General features: G+C 48.5%; 23 protein-coding genes and 1 other annotated feature. Of the genes, 20 read left to right on the forward strand and 3 right to left on the reverse strand.

The window, feature by feature from the left end:
- Window positions 1-365: 365 nt before the first annotated feature.
- From Q9R36_RS15695 to pheA, 10 genes are all read left to right on the forward strand, one after another.
- Complete coding sequence (locus Q9R36_RS15695) at window positions 366-1,142, forward strand: M23 family metallopeptidase (protein WP_129612109.1); 777 nt, start codon at window positions 366-368, stop codon at window positions 1,140-1,142.
- Complete coding sequence (locus Q9R36_RS15700) at window positions 1,135-2,001, forward strand: M50 family metallopeptidase (RefSeq protein ID WP_101550413.1); 867 nt, start codon at window positions 1,135-1,137, stop codon at window positions 1,999-2,001. Before Q9R36_RS15695 ends, Q9R36_RS15700 begins: the two co-directional genes overlap by 8 nt.
- Window positions 2,002-2,054: 53 nt before the next feature.
- Window positions 2,055-3,533, forward strand: coding sequence for an Rne/Rng family ribonuclease (locus Q9R36_RS15705; RefSeq protein ID WP_311225503.1), 1,479 nt, complete (start codon window positions 2,055-2,057; stop codon window positions 3,531-3,533).
- Between the two features lie 82 nt (window positions 3,534-3,615).
- Window positions 3,616-3,697: a sequence feature (ribosomal protein L21 leader region), on the forward strand.
- A 13-nt stretch (window positions 3,698-3,710) separates the two neighbouring features.
- Entirely contained in the window at window positions 3,711-4,019 is a 309-nt protein-coding gene (gene rplU, locus Q9R36_RS15710; protein ID WP_009796103.1) for a 50S ribosomal protein L21, read from the forward strand.
- Window positions 4,020-4,030: 11 nt separating this feature from the next.
- Window positions 4,031-4,363, forward strand: a complete 333-nt coding sequence (locus Q9R36_RS15715; RefSeq protein WP_009796104.1) for a ribosomal-processing cysteine protease Prp — start codon at window positions 4,031-4,033, stop codon at window positions 4,361-4,363.
- A gap of 12 nt (window positions 4,364-4,375) precedes the next feature.
- Complete coding sequence (gene rpmA / locus Q9R36_RS15720; RefSeq protein WP_009796105.1) at window positions 4,376-4,666, forward strand: 50S ribosomal protein L27; 291 nt, start codon at window positions 4,376-4,378, stop codon at window positions 4,664-4,666.
- 269 nt (window positions 4,667-4,935) lie between these two features.
- Window positions 4,936-5,484, forward strand: a complete 549-nt coding sequence (locus tag Q9R36_RS15725) for a sporulation initiation phosphotransferase B (protein ID WP_009796106.1) — start codon at window positions 4,936-4,938, stop codon at window positions 5,482-5,484.
- Window positions 5,485-5,595: 111 nt separating this feature from the next.
- Window positions 5,596-6,888: a GTPase ObgE gene (gene obgE, locus Q9R36_RS15730; RefSeq protein ID WP_094766974.1), complete on the forward strand. Its 1,293-nt coding sequence runs from the start codon at window positions 5,596-5,598 to the stop codon at window positions 6,886-6,888.
- A 110-nt stretch (window positions 6,889-6,998) separates the two neighbouring features.
- A complete protein-coding gene (locus tag Q9R36_RS15735; protein WP_035403585.1) occupies window positions 6,999-7,454 on the forward strand; it encodes an ACT domain-containing protein in 456 nt (151 codons plus the stop codon).
- Window positions 7,455-7,609: 155 nt separating this feature from the next.
- Complete coding sequence (pheA, locus tag Q9R36_RS15740; protein ID WP_129612107.1) at window positions 7,610-8,488, forward strand: prephenate dehydratase; 879 nt, start codon at window positions 7,610-7,612, stop codon at window positions 8,486-8,488.
- A 64-nt stretch (window positions 8,489-8,552) separates the two neighbouring features.
- Here pheA and Q9R36_RS15745 read toward each other — a convergent pair whose 3' ends face one another.
- Window positions 8,553-9,095, reverse strand: a complete 543-nt coding sequence (locus Q9R36_RS15745; protein WP_009796110.1) for a transcription repressor NadR — start codon at window positions 9,093-9,095, stop codon at window positions 8,553-8,555.
- A gap of 62 nt (window positions 9,096-9,157) precedes the next feature.
- On the reverse strand, window positions 9,158-10,315 hold the full coding sequence (locus tag Q9R36_RS15750) for an IscS subfamily cysteine desulfurase (RefSeq protein WP_248137448.1): 1,158 nt from the start codon (window positions 10,313-10,315) through the stop codon (window positions 9,158-9,160).
- 104 nt (window positions 10,316-10,419) lie between these two features.
- Here Q9R36_RS15750 and nadB point away from each other — a divergent pair, with 104 nt between their 5' ends.
- From nadB to Q9R36_RS15785, 7 genes are all read left to right on the forward strand, one after another.
- Window positions 10,420-12,006: an L-aspartate oxidase gene (gene nadB / locus Q9R36_RS15755; protein WP_311225504.1), complete on the forward strand. Its 1,587-nt coding sequence runs from the start codon at window positions 10,420-10,422 to the stop codon at window positions 12,004-12,006.
- Complete coding sequence (gene nadC / locus Q9R36_RS15760) at window positions 11,975-12,826, forward strand: carboxylating nicotinate-nucleotide diphosphorylase (protein ID WP_311225505.1); 852 nt, start codon at window positions 11,975-11,977, stop codon at window positions 12,824-12,826. Before nadB ends, nadC begins: the two co-directional genes overlap by 32 nt.
- Window positions 12,823-13,929 (forward strand): quinolinate synthase NadA, encoded by a 1,107-nt coding sequence (nadA, locus tag Q9R36_RS15765; protein WP_311225506.1) that lies wholly within the window; start codon window positions 12,823-12,825, stop codon window positions 13,927-13,929. Before nadC ends, nadA begins: the two co-directional genes overlap by 4 nt.
- A 240-nt stretch (window positions 13,930-14,169) precedes the next feature.
- Entirely contained in the window at window positions 14,170-15,690 is a 1,521-nt protein-coding gene (gene safA, locus Q9R36_RS15770; RefSeq protein ID WP_311225507.1) for a SafA/ExsA family spore coat assembly protein, read from the forward strand.
- Window positions 15,674-16,663, forward strand: a complete 990-nt coding sequence (locus tag Q9R36_RS15775) for a phosphotransferase (RefSeq protein WP_069358531.1) — start codon at window positions 15,674-15,676, stop codon at window positions 16,661-16,663. Before safA ends, Q9R36_RS15775 begins: the two co-directional genes overlap by 17 nt.
- 87 nt (window positions 16,664-16,750) lie before the next feature.
- Window positions 16,751-17,368, forward strand: coding sequence for a YhcN/YlaJ family sporulation lipoprotein (locus Q9R36_RS15780; protein WP_022544228.1), 618 nt, complete (start codon window positions 16,751-16,753; stop codon window positions 17,366-17,368).
- Window positions 17,369-17,634: 266 nt separating this feature from the next.
- On the forward strand, window positions 17,635-18,159 hold the full coding sequence (locus Q9R36_RS15785; RefSeq protein ID WP_009796121.1) for an intercompartmental signaling factor BofC: 525 nt from the start codon (window positions 17,635-17,637) through the stop codon (window positions 18,157-18,159).
- A gap of 55 nt (window positions 18,160-18,214) precedes the next feature.
- Here the strand turns inward: Q9R36_RS15785 and Q9R36_RS15790 are convergent, their stop codons facing one another.
- The gene (locus Q9R36_RS15790) at window positions 18,215-18,733 is read right to left on the reverse strand and encodes a hypothetical protein (protein ID WP_009796122.1); all 519 of its coding nucleotides are present in this window, start codon (window positions 18,731-18,733) and stop codon (window positions 18,215-18,217) included.
- 133 nt (window positions 18,734-18,866) lie between these two features.
- Here Q9R36_RS15790 and ruvA point away from each other — a divergent pair, with 133 nt between their 5' ends.
- The 3 genes from ruvA to queA are packed head-to-tail and all read left to right on the forward strand — an operon-like array spanning window position 18,867 to window position 21,614.
- A complete protein-coding gene (ruvA, locus tag Q9R36_RS15795) occupies window positions 18,867-19,478 on the forward strand; it encodes a Holliday junction branch migration protein RuvA (protein WP_009796123.1) in 612 nt (203 codons plus the stop codon).
- A gap of 51 nt (window positions 19,479-19,529) precedes the next feature.
- Window positions 19,530-20,531, forward strand: coding sequence for a Holliday junction branch migration DNA helicase RuvB (gene ruvB / locus Q9R36_RS15800; protein ID WP_009796124.1), 1,002 nt, complete (start codon window positions 19,530-19,532; stop codon window positions 20,529-20,531).
- 54 nt (window positions 20,532-20,585) lie between these two features.
- On the forward strand, window positions 20,586-21,614 hold the full coding sequence (gene queA, locus Q9R36_RS15805; protein WP_094766983.1) for a tRNA preQ1(34) S-adenosylmethionine ribosyltransferase-isomerase QueA: 1,029 nt from the start codon (window positions 20,586-20,588) through the stop codon (window positions 21,612-21,614).
- The last annotated feature ends 25 nt before the right edge of the window (window positions 21,615-21,639 follow it).

The following is a 21,639-nucleotide window of genomic DNA, read 5'->3' on the forward strand; positions in this document are numbered from 1 at the left end:
CGTATAAGTTTGAAAAACCTGTTGATTGGAGTGGAAGGCACGCAGACTCCTGCGGGAAATAGCGGCAGAGCTGAGACCCCACAGGAGCTCGCTCCGAGGAGGCTCAGCGCCGCCCCGCGGAAAGCGAAGTGCCTGGAACGCAAATCAACAGCCTCATACTTAAGCGCAACAAAAAATCTGTTTAATACGATTGGTCTTCAGTCAAAAAAGTCGGTAATCTCCGGCTTTTTTTGTTTGCTTTTTTAACTGTTCCCAATCGTTGATATTCTCCCAATCTCTCCGCCTCTTTCTCCCCCAAAATGTCATACTCCCCCCAAACCCCTCATAGACTTGTACAAATCAGTTTAGGGACAGGTGGGGAGATTATGCGTTCAAGAGCAGATGAAATACGCAAAAGAATCGAAAAGCGGAAAAAAGACCAGGAACGGATCAATAAACAGTTGCAGCACAGGCTTCCCTGGGCAGAAGAGGAAGAAAAGCACGGGTTTGGAAAGATGCCTGCCTATGAAGCTTCCTCTCCTGAAGGAGAGCATCCCCTTTTTAAAAAAGAAGTATTTTTCTTTAAGCTGCTGGCATCAGCATGCCTCGTTCTAGTCACAGCCATCCTTTTCAAAAATCCGTCAGCTGCCTTTGAGCCGGCCAAAAACTTTGTGGCCAAAACGATGGAGACTGACTTTCAGTTTGCCGCTGTGTCGGAATGGTATGAAGAGCAGTTCGGGGAGCCTTTGGCGCTGGTGCCTTTTACGGATTCAAAAAAGGAGAGGGATGAGTCAGCTCCCGCCCAGGAATATGCGCTCCCAGCCTCCGGCAAAATTCTTGAGGAGTTCGATGAGACAGGCCAGAGGGTGACGATTGAGGTCGCAATCGATGCAAATGTGGAATCAGTAGAAGAGGGGCTTGTTAAGTTTGCCAGCAATAAAGAAGGATTCGGGAAAACCGTCATTGTCCAGCATGCTGATAAAACTGAGACATGGTATGGAAATTTGAGCGAGATCAAGGTCAATCTTTATGATTATATCGGCAAAGGTGTCGCAGTGGGAACAGCAGCTGAAGTGCCGGAGAGCGGCAAAGGATCTTTTTATTTTGCGCTAAAGCAAGGCGATGATTTTATCGATCCGATCCAGGTGATGCAATTTGACTAAAATGCTCAGTCTATTCCGGTATATCCACATTCATCCCCTGCTGTGGGCTGTCATCGGGCTGGCAGTGGCAACGGCCCGTTTTCAGGAGGTGATGATGCTCCTCCTGATTGTCTTTGTGCACGAAATGGGTCATGCCTGGGCGGCAGCCCGCTTTTCATGGCGAATTAAAAGAATATCATTGCTTCCATTTGGCGGAGTAGCCGAAATGGATGAGCATGGAAACAGGCCGCTGAAGGAAGAAGCGGCCGTTATTTTGGCCGGGCCTCTCCAGCATGTCTGGCTGATTGCCCTTTCCTACATTCTTTATAGTATGTCAGTGCTGGACGGGGCACTGTTTGAGCTTTTTTTTCAATATAATATCATGATTCTGATTTTCAATCTTCTGCCTATCTGGCCGCTTGATGGGGGGAAACTGCTGTTTTTATACCTGTCCCAAAAGAAGGCGTTCCCAGATGCCCACAAACAGGCCTTAAGGATTTCACTTGGGGCAGCCCTTATTTTTGCTGCGGTTATGCTGCTGGCAGCGCCCCTTAATCCGAATGTCTGGATTGTGCTCGGCTTCCTGCTTTTTTCCCTGCATTTTGAATGGAAGCAGCGGCGGTTTATTTTTATGAGATTCCTGCTGGAGCGGTATTATGGAAACCGGAATGAGTTCAAAGTACTGAAGCCATTGATCGTCAAAGAGGATGAGATGGTTGTCGAAGTGCTTGAGCGTTTCCAGCGCGGCACCAAGCATCCGATTATTGTGGAAAAGGATGGAAAGGAGCATGCAGCACTTGATGAGAATGAGCTCCTTCATGCCTATTTTTCCGAAAAGCTTACCACAGCACGAATGGCTGATTTGCTTTATGCCTATTAAAGCTTGATAATAATAGACAAAGATTTTTAGATATATCAAAGCGGGGAATAAAGTTGAAAAAATTAGTCATCAATTACGCAACAAGGGAAAAACGTTATGCAGTTCTGAATGAATCGGGCAAGCCGGAAAAGCTGATCATTGACCAGCCGAAAAATCTATCCGCAGTAGGCAGCATTTATCTCGGGACGGTCGCAAAGGTGCTGCCTGGGATGAATGCTGCTTTCGTTGAGATTGGGGAAGAAAAGAGCGGGTTTCTGCACCGCGACAGGCTCGCATCATATGTGCGTTCAGCCGAAGACAAAGAGAAGAAAGACAAAAAATCAATCTCCTCTTTTGTTCGTGAAGGTGAAAAACTGCTTGTACAGGTTGAAAAAGATGCGGCGGGCACGAAAGGTCCCCGGCTTACCAATGTCATTGAATTCCAGGGCGAAAAGCTGATTTATATGCCCTTTGGCCGGTATGTGGCCGTTTCAAGGAAAATAGAGAATGACTCTGAAAGGGAAGAGCTGAGAACGCTCGGGATGAAACTGAAGGAAGAAGAAGAAGGGCTCATCTTCCGTACTTCTGCTGCAGGAGCATCTGAAGAAGAATTCCAAAAAGAACTGGAGGAGCTTCGTGCAGAACACCGTGAGCTTGCTAAAAAGGCTGCTTCGGTAAAGAAGCCTGCAAAGCTTGCTGAAAAAGAAACCTTCCTGGAGGAAGCGGCAGCTGAGATGGCCAGGCTTGGAGCCGGCGAGGTGGTGGTTGACGACCTTGCTGTAAAGCAGAAACTGGAAAAAGCAGCGGCAGAGTCTGTAGTCCGTTACTACAATAATAAGGAAAGCATTTTCTCTGCCTATAATCTTGACCAGGAAATCGATAGGGCGCTAAAAAAAATCGTCTGGCTTGATAACGGCGCCTATCTTATCTTTGACGAAGCAGAGGCTCTGACTGTCATCGATGTGAATACAGGAAAATACTCCGGCCGGGAAAATCTGCGCGACACGGTTCTCAGGACTAATGAATGGGCGGCGGCAGAGGCTGCAAGGCAGATCAGGCTCAGGGACATCGGCGGCATGATTCTGATTGATTTCATTGATATGAAAGAGGAAAGAGACCGGCAGCATATTTCAAGGGTGATGGAAAAAGAGCTCCGCAAAGATGAGCGGAGGACGAGGATCGTCGGGTTCACTCCGCTAGGCATATTGCAGATTACAAGGAAAAAGACGCGTGCTGCCCTTTCTGAATCGCTTACGGTCAAGTGTACTGCCTGTGAAGGGACTGGGCGGATGGTCAGTGCAGAGACAGCGGCCTTCCGGCTTGAGCGGGAAATTTGGGAATTGCGGGGAAGCGATTATGAAGCCGCCCTCATAAGGCTCTCTGCAGATGTTTTGGATGTTTTTTCGGGCGAGCAGGGCATTCACCGGAAAAGGCTGGAAGAAACATGCGGCCTCAGGCTCTTTTTTGCTGCAGAAGACTCCGGGATTCCTTTTTATGAAATCCGCCAGCTGGGAAGCCTGAAGGAAATTGAAGCGAAGCATAAAAAGCAATAAAGCTTCCTGATTTAAAACCGGGATAATGTATTGACACACTCTCTGAATATATGATAGTATTCTTATGTTATGTTTGTAGCGCACCAAGCTACAACCGCTCAGAGCAGGTATTCAAGTTTTTGCTTTTTGCAAAACGCCTGCAATTGGCGAGTCTTAGTCTATAAGGAGGTGCAGTTCATGTACGCTATTATCGAAACTGGTGGAAAGCAGATCAAAGTTGAAGAAGGCCAAGCTATCTTCATCGAAAAGCTGGACACTGTAGAAGGCGAAACAGTTACTTTTGACAAAGTTTTATTCGTAGGCGGCGACAATGTAAAGGTAGGAAGCCCTGTAGTTGAAGGCGCTACTGTAACGGCTAAAGTTGAAAAACAAGGCCGTGCAAAGAAGATCATTGTCTTCAAATACAAAGCGAAGAAAAACTATCGTAAAAAGCAAGGTCATCGTCAGCCGTTCACTAAAGTTGTGATCGAAAAGATCAACGCATAAGGTTTGGCTGTATGATCCATACGACGATTATTCGTACTGAAGCCGGCCGCGTCAGGTCTTTTTCATTGAGCGGGCATGCCCTTTTTGCCAACCATGGCAAAGATATCGTATGTGCAGGCGTTTCTGCAGTGTCCATCGGTGCCATCAACAGCATCATGGCGCTGACAGGAGTCGAGCCTGACATCGAACAGGGAGACAGCGGCTTTCTCCGATGCGACATTCCGCAGGATCTTCCTGAAGAGACGCAAGAGAAAGTCCAGCTTCTGCTGGAAGGCATGATTGTTTCATTGGAGACGATTGAGCGTGAGTATGGCAAGCACATAAAAATAACCTTCAAAAAATAGGAGGTGAAACAAATGCTAAGATTAGATCTTCAGTTTTTCGCTTCTAAAAAAGGAGTAGGTTCTACAAAGAACGGCCGTGACTCAATCTCTAAGCGCCTTGGCGCTAAGCGTGCAGACGGTCAATTCGTATCCGGCGGTTCTATCCTTTACCGTCAGCGCGGTACAAAGATCTACCCTGGAGTGAACGTTGGACGCGGAGGCGACGATACTCTTTTCGCGAAAGTGGACGGAGTTGTCAAGTTCGAGCGTGTAGGCCGTGACCGCAAGCAAGTGAGCGTTTATCCAGCTGCTCAAGAAGCTTAAGCTTACCACAGAAAACTCTAACCGACAGGTTAGAGTTTTCTTTTTTCCTTTAGATGCGATTCCAGCGATAGGGCTGATGATCAAGCGTGGACCGCGGAAAGGGCATGGATCCCCCATCGGGCTGCCGTGGCTTTTCCGCGGTTCGCCGGCTTGTGCCCGGCTGCCTTGAATTCTTAATTTTAACAGGAAATTGCTTACTCCCATCTTCTTTTTTGATATACTATCAGCAGGCAATCTTATGACACTAATAATTGTGTAGGAGTGCATTTATGGAAAAAGATTGGAGCACAGTTGAGGTTTTGCGGCATGCACGCCATGACTGGATGAATAAAATACAATTAATTAAAGGAAATCTTTCCCTAAGCAAATATGACAGAGCCAAGGAAATCATCGATGAAATCGTTGTAGAAGCCCAGAATGAAGCAAAGCTTTCCAACTTGAATATTCCCCAATTTGCCTCCCTGCTGTTTACCTACAATTGGGAAAACCATTCGTTCCAGATTGAGTATGAGGTGCTGGATGATGTCAAGTGCAGAAAACTGGATGACCAGTTCCTGGAGAGCTGGACAAGGTCCTTTTTTGCAAGGCTGGACGATTCGGTCAAACCCTTTCATGATAACCATTTATCGGTATTGATAGAGCCTCAGGAGGATGGAATCCGTTTGTTTTTTGATTTTAGCGGAATAATAACAGAGAGAGAATCGATCAGATCTTATCTGGGAGAGCAGCACCAGGCCATCAGGATGAAGATGGAGGAGCTGTCTGAGCAGGAGCTGGCCCTGGAAGTGTTTATGCCATTCAGCAGGGGATTGGAGTAGCTGGGTGCGCCCGGAAGGGGATTCGCTGAGCCTTGCTTAGGGCAAAGCAGATTTTTACTGCTGTAGCTTCGCATTTTTGTGTACATACAGCAGACAGGAGGAGTTTTTAATATGTTTGTCGATCAAACGAAGATATATGTGAAAGGCGGAGACGGAGGCAACGGGATGGTTGCTTTCCGCCGTGAAAAGTACGTGCCTAAGGGCGGCCCTGCAGGCGGGGACGGAGGCAAGGGTGCAGATGTTGTGTTTGAGGTGGAAGAAGGCCTGCGGACCCTGATGGATTTCCGATATAACCGCCATTTCAAAGCATCCCGCGGGGAACATGGAATGTCCAAAAATCAGCATGGCAGAAATTCAAAGGATATGATTATCAAGGTTCCGCCGGGAACGGTTGTGACCGATGCGGATACGAAAGAAGTTATAGCAGATCTGACTGAGCATGGGCAAAGGGCCATCATCGCAAAAGGTGGACGCGGAGGGCGGGGCAATACCAGATTCGCTACTCCTGCCAACCCTGCGCCGGAGCTGTCAGAGCATGGCGAGCCTGGCCAGGAGCGGGAAGTAGTCCTCGAACTGAAGCTTCTCGCTGATGTCGGGCTTGTCGGATTCCCAAGCGTCGGGAAATCTACCCTGCTTTCGGTTGTGTCTTCAGCAAGGCCAAAGATTGCCGAGTACCATTTTACAACAATCGCCCCGAATTTAGGGATGGTTGAAACAGAAGATGGAAGAAGCTTTGTAATGGCAGACCTGCCCGGGCTGATTGAAGGGGCGCACTCAGGCGTTGGACTGGGGCATCAGTTCCTCCGCCATATCGAAAGGACCCGTGTCATTGTCCATGTTATTGATATGGCAGCAGTGGAAGGCCGGGATCCGTATGAGGATTACCTGACAATCAATAAAGAGCTGAAAGAGTACAATCTTCGCCTGACAGAGCGTCCGCAGATCATTGTAGCCAATAAAATGGACATGCCGGAAGCTGAAGAAAATCTGAAGGAATTCAAGAGCAGGCTGACTGATGATCACCCGATTTTCCCGATCTCCGCTTTTACAAGGCAGGGCCTCAGGGATCTGCTGTTTGCTGTTGCAGATAAGATCGAGGAAACGCCTGAATTCCCTCTCATGGAAGATGAAGAAGAGGATAATGGCATTAACCGGGTTGTCTATAAGCATGAAAAGCCTCAGACTGAGTTTGTAATCACAAGGGATCCGGACGGAAGCTTCGTCCTTTCCGGCGATGCTGTCATCAAAGTGTTCAAGATGACCGATTTTTCACGGGAAGAATCGGTCCGCCGTTTCGCGCGCCAGCTGAGGGGCATGGGCGTGGACGAGGCACTGAGGGAACGCGGAGCCAAGGATGGCGACACGATCAAGCTGCTTGAGTTTGAATTTGAATTTGTTGAATAGCATATAAAGCCGCTGCGCCGGAACCGTGACGGGCCGGTGCAGGCTTCATGGCTTTTTCAAGGAAAAATTATACATACATAGACACTGCTTTACGCGAAGGGGTGAAAGGAATGAGACAGGATAAGTCAGATAGGAAATTTTATTTGGTCCGTGAAGATGTCCTTCCGGAAGCCATGAAAAAAACGCTTGAAGCGAAGGAAATGATTGATAGAGGGAAAGCGGAATCGGTGTGGGACGCTGTCCAGAAGGTCGACTTGAGCAGAAGTGCCTTCTATAAGTACCGGGATACGGTCTTCCCTTTTCATACCGTGATCAAAGAGCGGCTTATCACCCTGTTTTTCCATTTGGAGGACAGGTCAGGAACATTATCTCAGCTGCTTGGGATTGTTGCATCCTCAGGCTGCAATGTTTTAACGATTCATCAGACCATCCCTCTGCAAAGCAGGGCGAATGTCACCATGTCTCTCAATACGAGCGGGATGGGAATTGAAATCGATGAGCTTTTGGCCAGGCTGAGAAAATTGGAATTTGTTGAAAAAGTAGAGGTGCTGGGATCAGGTGCATAGCCATATTCCCGGCGCCTTTTTTTAAAACCGGGCGGCATCCCCTGCAGGTTTGTAGAGTTTTATCCATTCCCATCTTGAAAACTAAGGACATACACAGTGTAAAGTGTTAAAGTATATAAAAAGAACTGTGGATTTGTTTGGGAGGAGTATTGACTATGAAAGCAGGCTATCTTGGGCCAAAGGCTACATTCACTGACTTGGCAGTAAGGGCGATGTTTCCGGAGACGGAATCTATCCCTTACCGCACCATTCCAGGCTGCATGGACGCGGTCTTGAATGAAGAAATTGACTTTGCGGTTGTTCCGATTGAGAATGCGCTTGAAGGATCTGTCAATATTACGCTGGATTATTTGGTTCATGAAGTGGATTTGCCGATCTGCGGGGAGATAACGGCTCCAATCAGCCAGCATCTGATGGTGCATCCGGAGCATGCAGAAGAGTGGCAGGATACTGAAATCATTTACAGCCATTCACATGCAATCGCCCAATGCCATAAATTCCTGCACCAGGATTTGAGGGGCATCCCGTCAGAAAATATGACCTCGACGGCTGCTGCCGCTCAATTTGTGAAAGAGAATCCGGAAATGAAGGCAGCCGCCATTGCCAATGAACTCGCGGCAGAGGAATATGGATTGGTTATTGTAAAAAGGGATATTCATGATTTTCAATATAACCACACCCGCTTTGCTGTTATTTCGAAAAAGCCTGTCAAGCTTGATAGAACAAAGGCGCTGGGCTTTAAAACGACCGTTATGGCGACCTTGCCCTCAGACCGGGCAGGTGCGCTTCATCAGGTTTTATCTGCATTTGCCTGGAGAAAGCTGAATTTGACCAAGATTGAATCAAGGCCGATGAAAACGGGGCTTGGCAATTATTTTTTCATCATTGATATTGATATGGAAGCCGATGATATCCTGATACCGGGAGCGGTAGCAGAGCTGGAAGCGCTGGGATGCGGAGTGAAAATACTGGGAAGCTATCCGTATTACCAGATTGGCAGGAAAACGAGGGATAAGGCGTCCAATGCGCATTAATTACTAAAAGAAAGGCCGGGCTGCTGAAGCCCGGCCTTTTTGCGTATTAGGATGAACATCCGCTCTACGGAAGGTCAACGAGGAAAGCAGCTTCCGAAAGGGCCTGTTCTGCAGCATCCAGAATTGCCTCAGAAGGAGCAGTGATGGTATGGAGGTGAAAGCCTCCGGTAAGCTCTGAGAGGAAGGAAGCATTGGTTTTCCTGATTTTTTCCAAAAACTGTTTGACTTCCCGCCGGTTGGAAACCATGATGGATGCTGTGAGGTCCCCATATACAGGATGCTCAATCTTCACATCCTTAACAGTTGCCCCGTGGTCTACAAGCAGATTCAGCTCCTCTTCTGTCTTGTCTGGAGAGTGGGAGCAGGCGACCGTCCGTTCGAACAGCTGGGCGGGAGGAACCTGCTGAAGATAGAGGTATCCCTGGCTGGTGGCAATGATCGGCTCATTCTTTGCCTTAAGAAGAGTGATATCGCCGACGATGACCTGCCTGCTAACATTCGCTTTTCTGGCAAGCTCGCTCCCTGTGACTGGCTCCTGGCGGGATTTCAGGAGATCCAGCAGCATAGAGCGCCGTTCATCCCCCAGAACTTTTTTCTGTCCGTTCATACAAAACTCTCCTAACACCTTTTATAATGAACCATTTTAACACAGCATTTTCCTGAAAGCGATCATTCAGCGGCAGGCTTGTGCCGGCTGTAATCCCTGATGATGCCGGCAATTGTGCTGCCAAGTTCTCTGATTTCCTCAAAGGAAGAATCCCGCCCAAAGGAAATACGGATAAATTCCTTTGCTGCAGCATCTTCTATCCCCATCGCCTGCATGGTCTTGGAAGGATTCTGCATGCCTGTCTGGCAGGCGCTTCCTGTTGATATCGCAAATCCTCTCCGATTGCATTCAAGCATCACCCATTGTCCTTCAATCCCGCTGATCCCAAGCCCGACCGTAGAGGCAAGCTGCTCCCCGGAAAAGCCGGAACCATATACTGAAATAGGCAGGTCCGCCTCTTTCAGCACGCCAAGAAATTCTTTCCTCTGCCTGTCAGCAAGCGCCGAAAAGTCAGCCATGGTGCTGTATGCCTTGCCTGCGGCTTCTGTCATAGCCGCTATCCCTGGGACATTTACAGTGCCGGGCCTGAAACCATTCTCATGCGAACTGCCTGGATAATAAGGCTTCCAGGAAAGATCGGGTCTGATGTATACAGCTCCAGCTCCTTTCGGTCCGTAAAATTTGTGGGCAGAAATTGAAAGGCTGTCGACATGTCCAAGAATGCCGGCCAGCTCCATTTTTCCAAAAGAATGGACCATATCGCTGTGCAGCAGAATTCCATTATTCCGGCAAAGTGCGCTTATTTCCATCATTGGCTGGATGGTCCCGATCTCGGAATTGCTGTGCTGAATGACAGCCAGCACTGTATCTTCCCTTATAGCAGCTTCAAAGTCGGAAATTCTGATTCTTCCTTTTTCATCAAAAGGCAGGAGTGTTATATCACAGCCTTCTTCCTCAAGCCGCCTGAGTGTACTGTGGACAGAAGAATGCTCTGCCTTGCCTGCTATGATGTGCTTTCCTTTCTTTTCCGCAGCAGAAAGCAGTGCATGGATGGCAAGGAAATTTCCCTCGCTTCCCCCGCTTGTAAAAAAAATCCCTTCCTTCTCGGCACCGAGCATGAGGGACAGCTGGGAACGGCAGCTTTCGAGAAGGGAAGCTGCACGGCTGCCGGTGTCATGCAGGCTGCCTGTATTGCCGAAATATTCCCCGGCCGCTTTTACATATACATTTGCCGCATCCTGATCTAATGGAGACGTCGCAGCATAATCAAAATATTTCATCGTAAACCAGCTTCCAATCTATGAATATTAAAAATCACTTGTCATAAGTTTAATTCTATGTAAATATAGGTGTCAAGACACCTGTAAAACAGGAGGAAGAAAATATGGCAAATCGCACCGATGTGATTATCATTGGAAGCGGTGTGGCGGCTTTGCAAATGGCAAAGGAGCTCAGCCGTGATATGAATGTGATTATTTTCACAAAATCTAAAGCGACAGATAGCAATTCTTATATGGCCCAGGGCGGCATAGCGGCAGCTCTTGGCAGCAAGGACAGCCCTTCTCTTCACTTAAAAGATACATTGGAAGCGGGCCGCTGGCATAATGACGAGGACGCAGCAAGACGTATGACAGAAGCCGCTCCCGGATTGATCAATGAATTGCTTGCATCCGGCTGTTCATTCGACAGAAGTACAGCCGGGGAGCTTCTCCTGGGAATGGAAGGGGCACACCGGGAAAAAAGGATTGTCCATGGAGGCGGCGATGCAACAGGAAAAAAGCTGATAGGGTTTTTACTGGGACAAACAAATGAAAAAGCTTTGATCATTGAAGACTTTTTTGTCTATGATCTTCTGACAAATGATTCCGGCTGTTATGGGGTGAGGGGCATAGGGCAGGATGGGAAACAGGCTGAATTTTATGCAGATCACATTGTGCTTGCAACAGGGGGCTGCGGCCAGCTGTATAGTTATACCTCCAACGCCGCAACTGTCACGGGGGACGGAATCGCCTTGGCATACAGGGCTGGGGCAGAGGTTGCAGATATGGAGTTTATTCAATTTCATCCAACATTATTGTCAATCGGCGGAAAAGGCGCAGGCTTGATCTCTGAAGCTGTGAGGGGCGAAGGCGCAAGGCTTGTCACAGCTGATGGCCGCGCGATCATGGAGAACGTCCACCCTATGAAGGATCTGGCTCCGCGCCATATCGTGTCGCAAACCATTTTCGAGTATATAAATAGCGGAACTGACATTTTTCTTGATATTACCTCTATCGGGAATTTCGCTTCCCGGTTCCCGACAATAACGGAGATGTGCAGGGAAAACGGGATATCCCTTGAACGGGGGCTTTTGCCGGTCATTCCCGGCAGCCACTTCCTGATGGGCGGAATCAGGACCGATCTGGACGGCAGGACGTCAGTCAGCGGCCTTTATGCCATAGGAGAGGCTGCCTGTACAGGTGTCCATGGGGCGAACCGGCTGGCGAGCAATTCTTTGCTCGAAGGACTTTATTTTGGAAGGCAGCTTGCCCGGTATATCTTATCATGTCCGGTGCAGCCCAATGAGGCGGGATCCAGGAGCGTAGAGACAGAAGATTCCCGCCCTTTGCCATACCTGCCCAATATCGGGGAAATAAAAGAGCGAATGATGATGAATGCCGGGATTGTCCGGACCGCCTCCGGCCTTCTTGCACAAAGGGAATGGCTGCAGAGATTTGGAGCGGAAAAGTGGGTCAGCGCTTCGCTTGAAGGGTATCGCCGGGAGGATATGAAGGTTATCTTCATGCTGATTGCCTCATGGCTCATCACAGAAGCGGCCTTAAAAAGGACCGAAAGCCGAGGAGGGCATTTCCGAAGCGACTTTCCATTTGAGGATGACCAGAAATGGCTGAGAGTACAAATAATCCAGCAGAAAGATCAAAAAGAAGAGGATGGGGAAAATGAACAGATTAAAGCTGCGGCAGCTACTTGAACAATTTTTTCTTGAAGACATCGGGGACCGGGACGTGAGCAGTGAATTAATATTTGGGGAAGAAGAGCAGGGGGAGATTGTGTTTTTGGCCAAGGAAGATGGCGTTTTCTGCGGAGCTGATATCCTTTTGACAGGCTTCCCTTTACTGGACAGCAGCATTGATATTGATTTAATCGCCAGGGACGGCGGGCAGATAAGAGCCGGCCAGACTCTTGCAAGGGTGAACGGTCCGGTTCACAGCCTCCTGAAAGGGGAGCGTGTTATCCTGAATCTGCTGCAGCGGATGAGCGGGATTGCAACAAGGACAAATGAAGCCGTACAGTTAATGGCCGGAAGCCGCACGAGGATCACGGATACAAGAAAAACGACCCCGGGTTTGAGGATGCTGGAGAAATATGCAGTCCGTACAGGCGGAGGCTTTAACCACCGGTATGGATTGTATGATGCTGTCATGATCAAGGATAACCATATTTCCTTCGCAGGGAGTATTTCTAATGCTGTCGAAGCGGTGAGGTCGAGACTTGGCCACATGGTGAAAATAGAGGTTGAAACAGAAACGAAGGAACAGGTGCTTGAGGCGGTTAAAGTGAAGGCGGATGTCATCATGTTTGACAACCGGTCACCAAAAGAAATCCGGGAATGGCTGCCGCTCGTCCCGGAAGGAATCACAACAGAGGCATCAGGCGGGATTACGATGGAGACACTTGCCGCTTATGGGGAAACAGATGTTGATTATATCTCGCTCGGTTTTCTCACACATTCTGTCAAATCGCTGGATATCAGTGTGAAAGTCAAAATGCTTCAGGAGGTAAAAGGATGAATATTTTTGAGATAGCAGAGCAAGGGGCAGTGATGCTGCCGGAAAAATATAAAACAATGTCAGCAGAAGAGCTTGAGGAAAGGGTCCGGGCTGTAAAAAGCAGGCTTGGAAAGAAGCTCTTCATCCCCGGACATCATTATCAGAAAGATGAAGTCATCCAATTTGCCGATGCTACCGGAGATTCGCTGAAGCTTGCCCAGCTCTCTGCTGAGAATAAAGACGCAGAGCATATTGTCTTCTGCGGGGTCCATTTTATGGCTGAGACAGCGGATATCCTGACTACAGAAAGTCAGAAGGTCTACCTGCCTGATATGAGGGCTGGCTGTTCCATGGCTGATATGGCCGATATCCGCCAGACTGAGAAAGCGTGGAGCCGGCTATCTGCCATGTTCGGCGATACGATGCTGCCTCTGACTTATGTAAATTCAACAGCTGCGATCAAAGCATTTGTAGGTGCACATGGAGGGGCCACCGTTACCTCGTCGAATGCAGAAGAAATGGTGGAGTGGGCGTTTACACAAAAAGAAAGGCTGCTTTTTCTGCCAGATCAGCATCTTGGGAGGAATACAGCCTTCAATCTAGCTATCCCGCTTGACAGAATGGCCGTCTGGAATCCCATCTCTGAAATTCTTGAATACGAAGGCAATCTGGAGGAAGTAAAGGTTATCCTTTGGAAAGGTCACTGCTCTGTCCACGAAAACTTTACAGTGGCAAACATCGAGCAGGTCAGGGCAGACTATCCTGGCATGAAAATCATCGTGCATCCTGAATGCCGGAGAGAGGTAGTCGAACGTTCTGACTTGGCCGGATCAACCAATTTCATCATCCAGGCAATCGAAAAATCAGCTCCGGGGACCCATTGGGCAATCGGGACTGAAATGAATCTTGTGAACAGGATCATTCAATCCCATCCGGACAAAAAGATCATCTCACTCAACCCGAATATGTGCCCCTGCCTGACCATGAACAGAATCGACCTTCCGCATTTGGCCTGGTCGCTTGAGATGGCGGCGGAAGGAAATGCTGTGAACAGGATCACAGTTTCGGAGCCTGTTGCTTCCAATGCAAGGCTTGCCCTTGAAAGGATGCTAGCACGGTCCTGACAAATAAATATCGGAGGTTTTCAGCAGTCCCTCTTCTTCCTTGTTATATGGCAAGCCTGCCATTCATATCATTGAAGACGAAGGGACTGTTTTATTTAGTTTTTCAATTGATGCATGGCACGGCTGCAAGGCTTGAGGCGCAAAGTTTATCCGGAACCGCATAAGTTTTTTTGATAATGATTAGCAATTTGCCCATTCCGTCATACAATGTATGGACTTATGCATAGGAGGGATATCAGAGTGAAGATCCATATCGTACAGAAAGGGGATACTCTTTGGAAGATCGCCAAGAAGTACGGCGTGAACTTTGAAGAGCTGAAGAAGATGAATTCGCAGCTCAGCAACCCTGATATGATTATGCCCGGGATGAAGATAAAAGTTCCTACAGCAGGGGGAAGTATAAAGAAAGAAGCCCCGATGGGAATGTCTCCTGAAGCAAAAATCAATATGGGCGCGAAGAAGGAAATGCCAACAACAGAGCATCCTTTTGCAAAAGAAAAGCCAATGCAGGCTGTGGAAGCGCCGCAGCCAAAGAAAGAAGCACCAAAGCCGCAGGTGACGGCTCCAAAGATGGAACAGCCGAAAGCACCTTTTGTTCCAAAAATGCCGCAGCCGATCATTCCGGATATTGATATCAACAATTACTATATGATGAACATGCCTGCCCCTAAACCGCAGCCAAAGCCAAAGGCCATGCCGAAACAGGAATACAAGCCGAAGCCTCTGGAAGAGCCGGCAGCCCAGATGCCGATCACCATGCCAAAGCAGCAGCCGCAGCTGCCGCCGAAGCCAATGAATATTCTTCCCGGCATTAAACCGGCTGGTGAAGAAAGCCCTGAGATGGAAAGTCCAGAAACAGCGCAGATGCCGCTGCAAGGAGGTTATAAACAGCCTATGTATCCTTATCAGCCAAACTATTATCAAGGATCTCCGGTGAACCCGGGGCATGGTTATCAGCAGCCTGGCCATTATCCACAGGTTCAGGGGGCTTCCATGCCATACCAGCAGCAGATGCCATACCAGCAGCAGATGCCATACGGCATGATGCCTGGAATGGAAGGTGCCGGCCAGATGCAGCACCATTATGAAGAATCTTCATCTTTTATGCCTATGGCAAACACGAATCCGATGTATGCCCAGCCTACAGGTGTAATGGGAATGTCAGATCAGCAGCAGCAGCTGCCATTATCTCCTATGTCCCAGCAGCAGCTTCCGCTCCAGCCGACGCAGACCATGCCTGCCATGCAGCAGCAATATCCATTTCCTCCGTACCCAGCCTGCCTTCACCCGGTTTCACCAGTAATGCCTGGCCCTGGCTATGGTGCCTGTGAACCGGGTATGCCATACGGATATCCTCAGCAGCCTATGGTACAGGGAGCGATGGAGGGATATGAGTCTCCTTCTATGGCCCAAATGCCATTAATGCCTTCGCAAAGCCAAATGCCGCTCATGCCTTCCGAAGCCCAGATGCCGCTCATGCCTCAGCAGGGCGTCCAGGGAATGTCTGATGACTGCGGATGCGGCTCAGGCATGCCGCAGATGATGCCGGGCATGCACCATGGTATGCAGCCAGGAATGCACCATATGGGGATGGGCATGCCGCAAATGGGCTATGGAGCCCCGTACCAGCCTCAGTATGGACAGCAGATGGGCTTCGGCCAATCGCCATACATGGGCCAGCCGCAGGGATATGGCCCGATGGGCGGCCAGGCATTCGGAATGCCGCGCTTTGACGATGAAAGCTATGAATTTAATGGTTAAAAGCTGGGGAGACGATTCTTATTGCAATCGTCTCCTCTCCTATTTACGCCAAATCCTCCCTTTTCCCGTTAAAGAACTCTCACCGGTCAGAAACAATGTCATGCTGATTGATACCGGGCAGGACATGTATGTGGTGAAAGGGTATTCCTCTTATCAGCGCCTTAAAATTCAGGAGGCTTTCACCTCTTCCCTCAAAAAAGAAGGTTTTGATTCTGCCTGCAGCTTTGAAACAGTGTCATCCGTCCAGCCGCTTTATGATGGGATGTATTACTATGGAGTCATGAAATACATTGTCCCGGGTGACTCTTTTTCTTATCATGATGAAGCTGACCGCAGTGCCGGACTTGAACTGTTATGCCGGTACCACCAAACAGCTGCGAAGGTGGCCGGTCGCTATGATCGTGTCCTGCCGCGTTTCAGCCAGATTGAAAAATGGCGAGAAAGGGCAGCGCTGTTTCTGAACAATCAGCCAGTGGTTAAATTTTTCGTCCAGAAAGAAATGATTGAAGAGCTGATGGGCTGGGCGGATTGGTCCCTGAAAGGCATGGAGCGGGAAAAAGCATTTTTTGAAGCTGAAAATGAAACAGTCCTTCACGGTGATGTGGCCCACCATAATTTTCTTAGGGATGAAAACGGTAAAGTCCATTTGATCGACTTTGATTTAATCAGCATCGGAGCAGTATGCATGGACTATCTTCAATATGCCAACCGGATCCTGCCGTTTATTGGCTGGTCTGCCGAAGCGCTGAGAGAGTATGATGTTTTGTCTCCGTATCTCAGCAAAAAGGGGTTTATTTTTGCTCTGGCGTTTCCCTCCGACATTTTCCGGGAATGGAACAGATTAGTCAGAGAAAGGACATACAACGATCCTTATAAAACAAGGCAGCTGCTCGATATGACTGCAGGGCAGTTTACCGAAAGGAAGGCTTTCATCAAAGAGCTGATGGACCTTGCGAATGACCTGCCTGATTAGCTGGACAAAACTTTCAGGATGAAATCAAACCTTCGCCGGAAAGCTATTAATGAGCACAGCTCAAAATTGGCGAAGGGGGTCACCCGCTTGAACCAGAAATTTCTGGCAGTACCATTTGCAGCATTATTAAGCCTTGGCCTTGCAGGCTGCGCTATGGGAGGAAACGGCGGAGATACAGCTTCTGAATCGGGTCATCGCACAGAGTCGCTTGGGGCAGGCATGGACCGGGATAAGAATCCGTCCAGTCCGCTTGCAGCCTATGATAAGAATTTCTACCAGCATGATAATCGCTTCAGCCACAGTGATGCCAACTACCACGGGCATCTTGATGATAATACAAGGGAAGCAAAAAGATCCTATTATACGGCTTACGAAGGGCAGCTTGCGGAAAAGATAGGCGATGAAACAGCAGCCGTCAGCAATGTGGAAGACGTCCGTTCTGTCGTTTACGGAAGCGATGTCCTGATTGCAGTCGATCTGGCCGACTACAGCAGGGAAGAGGAGACAAAGCAGGACATACAGCAGGCTGTGTCCCCTTATCTGCGGGGCAGATCCTGTACAGTGGTTGCGGACGAAGGCACCTTCAGCCGCATCCGCAATATAGACAATGACCTGCGGGATGGCGGGCCAAGAGAGCAGATTGACCTGGACATCAAGGATATGTTCCATTCGCTCAGGCACAGGCTCAATGGCAATGGCCGCTGATTTTTGAAAAAGCAGAGCTGCGGCTTTGCTTTTTCTTTACATAAAAAAATAAAGGGAGGACAAGGAGTTGAAAAAAGAAAATAAACAGGAAAAAATTCTGGTCGTCATATTATTTACCGTCGCTTTCCTTTTAATGTTATCCATGCTGAGGAGGCTGTTTTTCTAAAATTGAAGCTCCTATTATCCCTAAAAAAATTGGCATATTTAATGTGAAGCTGGAAACAATAAAAATAAAGTTTTGGAAACCAAACCAGGGGTGATCTGTTATGAGAACCAATCCAATCCGGCTGCTTGCCTCATTTCTCCTGATAGCTGTATGGTTTGCTGTAATTGCAGGTACAGAAACAGGAATCCTGGTGCGTGCATCTGAAAGCGGCCCGCTCGAGCTCTCAGTCATACTGGAGAGAGTGTATCTCGACGGGGAAATGAGCGAAGAAGAAATTCAGGAAACCGTGTGGTCCCTGGAGGATTTCTGGTCCAAGTATGACGAATGGCAGCTGGTTGAAATGGATGAAGGCCAAATGGTTTTCCGCCAGCAGGTGGACGACATTTCACCTTTATTAAAATCGAACGGGTATTTTGGATTGACGGATGAAGGCATTTTGACCATCTATAACGGCAGGCCGGACAAAAGCCGAATCATCCAGTCATTTTTTCAGATTGATATAGGGAAGCTTGAAAGCAAGAAAAGGGAACAGCTTGAAAAGGGCATCCCAATCATGACGAAGAACAGGTATGTGGAGGTGCTGGAGGCCTTCCAGTCTTATTCAAAAAGCGGAAGCGGCCAGTAGCATAAGCAGAGTGAAGATAGAAAAGCCCTGGTCCAATTGGCCAGGGCCGGCTTCATTACTTTTCATAGCCTGTTATTACATAATTTTCGTCTTGCATTTCCACTGTATAAGCTGCATTTTCGGCAGTTGTCACAGTGGCTTTGTCTGCATCGCCCTCAATCTTAACGTCTTCCTGTGTTGTGTCAAGGAAAGAAGGATTGAAGAACGGCTCAGTATTGACTATCATCTTGCCATCTTCAGATTTCTGGTCTGTAGCATAGTGCGCATACATTTCTTTTGCCAGATCTTCACTGTAGTATTTTGAAAGGAATGCGGATGCAGAGCTTTCATCTGCAAAGCTTGAGTTGATGACGATCGTTTCTTCGTCAGCAGCGGTTTCTTTGTTGAATACTTCGTTTACCTTCAGCTCCGCAATGCGGACGCTATTATAGATCTTTGATTTAGCAGCATCATTCAGTTCAGCTGTCTTTTCTTCAGCAGCTTTTTCTTCTTTGCCCTCATCTTCATTTGAAGAGCAGCCTGCAACGGCAAATAATAGTGTGAAAATTGCTAAAAGAGATAATAGTTTCTTCAATTCGGTGACCCCCAGTCATTTTTTAAAACCTCTCCCATTATATAGAAATAACCCTGAAAATTGCAACTTTTTTCTTCGGCAAATCTTTGTAGTATGATAGAATGAGGTACAGAAAATTTGGGGAGCGAGACATTTGTTTGAATATATAAAAGGCACGGTCGAATTTATCGGCCCTGAATATATAGTGGTCGAAAATAATGGATTAGGCTATCAGATTAGCACACCCAACCCATTCAGCTATTCAAATAAGCAGGGAGGGGAAATCCAGATTTTCACCTATCATTATGTAAGGGAAGATATTTTCGCTTTATACGGCTTCCATTCCCGTGAGGAAAAAATGCTGTTTACAAAGCTGCTGAACGTTTCCGGCATCGGGCCAAAAGGAGCCCTTGCGATCCTTGCATCCGGAGAGCCGGCTCAGGTCGTCCAGGCGATTGAGGACGAAGATGAAGCGTTCCTGGTCAAATTCCCGGGAGTGGGCAAAAAAACGGCGCGCCAGATGATACTTGATTTGAAAGGCAAGCTTCAGGAGGCGATTCCGGACTTCTTTCCCAATCTGTTCAATCCTGATGCAGCCAGGCCTGCTGCTACAGGAAGCGCTGCTCTTCTTGAGGAGGCCATCCTGGCACTCAGGGCTCTTGGCTATTCGGAAAAAGAGGTCAAGCGCATCAAACCGGCATTGGAAAAAGAGAAGCTTACAACAGATGAATATATTAAAAAAGGCTTGCAGCTGCTGCTTAAGTAGGACGGAAGTCTCCTTTTGCAGCGCCCGGCAGCCAAGGGGTGAATACAGCTTATGGAAGATCGGATCATTTCAGGTGAAGCGGACCTTCAGGATGTCTCCTTTGAGCAGAGCTTGAGGCCGCAGACTCTGAGGCAATATATCGGACAGGATAAAGTGAAGGAAAACCTGGAGGTCTTCATCCAGGCTGCCCGGATCCGCGGAGAGACTTTGGACCATGTCCTGCTATACGGCCCCCCGGGTCTTGGAAAAACGACGCTGGCCAGCATCATAGCCAATGAGATGGGGGTTAATCTCAGGACAACCGCCGGTCCCGCCATTGAAAGGCCGGGGGACCTTGCTGCCATACTGACTGCGCTTGAGCCGGGTGATGTTCTTTTCATCGATGAAATCCACCGGCTGCCGCGTTCGATAGAAGAGGTGCTGTATCCGGCGATGGAGGATTTCTGCCTTGATATCGTCATCGGGAAAGGCCCGAGTGCGCGGTCTGTGAGGCTCGATCTCCCTCCATTCACTCTCGTGGGGGCAACGACAAGGGCGGGTTCAGTATCAGCACCGCTCAGAGACAGATTTGGTGTTCTCTGCCGCCTTGAGTATTATAATGAGAGTCAGCTCAAAAATATTGTTTCAAGGACGGCCGATGTCCTTGAAACAGGCATTGACGATCTGGCGGCTTCTGAAATTGCCAGGAGATCCCGGGGAACCCCGCGGATCGCCAACCGCCTCCTGAGGCGGGTAAGGGACTTTGCCCAGGTCAAGGGCGACGGCAGTATTGATGCAGCCCTTGCCCATGATTCTCTCGAACTTCTGCAGGTCGACCGTTTAGGGCTGGATCATATTGACCATAAATTATTAAGAGGAATTATAGAGAAATTCCGCGGCGGTCCTGTCGGGCTTGAGACGATAGCCGCTACAATCGGGGAAGAATCCCATACAATCGAAGATGTATATGAACCGTACCTGCTTCAGATCGGCTTTTTACAAAGGACCCCAAGGGGAAGGATTGTGACGCACCTTGTCTACCATCACCTTAACCTTGAGCTGCCAGAGGCTTGAAGCTGTTACTGGAAAAATAAAATTGAGTTAAAAAAACAGATAGGGTGAAACACCATGAAAGTAGAAATGTTTGATTTTCATTTGCCAGAGGAGCTGATTGCCCAGACTCCTCTAGAAGATAGAACGAGCAGCCGGCTGATGGTGCTCGACAAGGAAGATGGGGCATTGCAGCATGAAACATTTAAAAATCTGCCCGAATATTTGAATCCGGGCGACTGCCTTGTGCTCAATGATACAAGAGTTCTGCCTGCCAGGCTGTTCGGCGCCAAGGAAGGGACCGGCGCCAAAATTGAGGTTCTGCTGCTGAAACAGCAGGAAGGCGATGTATGGGAAACGCTCATTAAACCGGCAAAAAGAGTCAAGGAAGGAACAAGGATCGAATTCGGGGACGGCCTACTGTCAGCAGTCTGCACTGGTACAGAAGAGCAGGGCGGAAGGCTGCTGAAATTCAACTATGAAGGCATTTTTTATGAAGTGCTGGAACAGCTTGGAGAGATGCCCCTGCCGCCTTATATCAAAGAGCAGCTTGATGACCGCGAACGGTACCAGACTGTGTATGCCAAAGAAAGGGGATCGGCTGCTGCCCCGACCGCCGGGCTTCATTTTACTGAAGAACTGCTGGATGAAATCAGGGAAAAGGGTGTGCATATCGCTTTTATTACCCTGCATGTAGGGCTTGGAACCTTTAGGCCAGTCAGTGTCGAGGATATCCATGAGCATAGTATGCATGCCGAGTACTATCAGGTCACGGAAGGAACTGCAAGGCTTTTGAATGAGGTCAGGGAAAATGGAGGCAGGATCATTACTGTCGGCACTACCTCAACACGTACACTAGAGACGATTGCAGACGCCAATGAAGGCAGGTTCGAGGCTGGAAGTGGATGGACAAGCATTTTCATCTACCCTGGCTATGAGTTCAAGGCAATTGACGGGATGATTACCAATTTCCATCTGCCTAAATCGACGCTGATCATGCTGATCAGTGCACTGGCAGGACGGGAAAATGTGCTTAACGCCTATAATGAAGCAGTGAAGGAAAGCTACCGCTTTTTCAGCTTTGGAGATGCCATGCTGATCATCTAGCATGGAAACGGAAGGAGAACGAATA

It is taken from the genome of Bacillus sp. AG4(2022), assembly GCF_031844465.1.
GTDB classification, from domain to species: Bacteria; Bacillota; Bacilli; order Bacillales; family Cytobacillaceae; genus Bacillus_AB; species Bacillus_AB infantis.

Coding starts and splice junctions, on each gene's coding strand:
- Q9R36_RS15695 (WP_129612109.1), top strand. CDS start 366: ATGCGTTCAAGAGCAGATGAAATACGCAAAAGAATCGAAAAGCGGAAA.
- rplU (WP_009796103.1), top strand. CDS start 3,711: ATGTACGCTATTATCGAAACTGGTGGAAAGCAGATCAAAGTTGAAGAA.
- Q9R36_RS15715 (WP_009796104.1), top strand. CDS start 4,031: ATGATCCATACGACGATTATTCGTACTGAAGCCGGCCGCGTCAGGTCT.
- rpmA (WP_009796105.1), top strand. CDS start 4,376: ATGCTAAGATTAGATCTTCAGTTTTTCGCTTCTAAAAAAGGAGTAGGT.
- Q9R36_RS15725 (WP_009796106.1), top strand. CDS start 4,936: ATGGAAAAAGATTGGAGCACAGTTGAGGTTTTGCGGCATGCACGCCAT.
- obgE (WP_094766974.1), top strand. CDS start 5,596: ATGTTTGTCGATCAAACGAAGATATATGTGAAAGGCGGAGACGGAGGC.
- Q9R36_RS15735 (WP_035403585.1), top strand. CDS start 6,999: ATGAGACAGGATAAGTCAGATAGGAAATTTTATTTGGTCCGTGAAGAT.
- pheA (WP_129612107.1), top strand. CDS start 7,610: ATGAAAGCAGGCTATCTTGGGCCAAAGGCTACATTCACTGACTTGGCA.
- Q9R36_RS15745 (WP_009796110.1), bottom strand. CDS start 9,095: ATGAACGGACAGAAAAAAGTTCTGGGGGATGAACGGCGCTCTATGCTG.
- Q9R36_RS15750 (WP_248137448.1), bottom strand. CDS start 10,315: ATGAAATATTTTGATTATGCTGCGACGTCTCCATTAGATCAGGATGCG.
- nadB (WP_311225504.1), top strand. CDS start 10,420: ATGGCAAATCGCACCGATGTGATTATCATTGGAAGCGGTGTGGCGGCT.
- nadC (WP_311225505.1), top strand. CDS start 11,975: ATGAACAGATTAAAGCTGCGGCAGCTACTTGAACAATTTTTTCTTGAA.
- nadA (WP_311225506.1), top strand. CDS start 12,823: ATGAATATTTTTGAGATAGCAGAGCAAGGGGCAGTGATGCTGCCGGAA.
- Q9R36_RS15775 (WP_069358531.1), top strand. CDS start 15,674: ATGAATTTAATGGTTAAAAGCTGGGGAGACGATTCTTATTGCAATCGT.
- Q9R36_RS15785 (WP_009796121.1), top strand. CDS start 17,635: ATGAGAACCAATCCAATCCGGCTGCTTGCCTCATTTCTCCTGATAGCT.
- ruvB (WP_009796124.1), top strand. CDS start 19,530: ATGGAAGATCGGATCATTTCAGGTGAAGCGGACCTTCAGGATGTCTCC.
- queA (WP_094766983.1), top strand. CDS start 20,586: ATGAAAGTAGAAATGTTTGATTTTCATTTGCCAGAGGAGCTGATTGCC.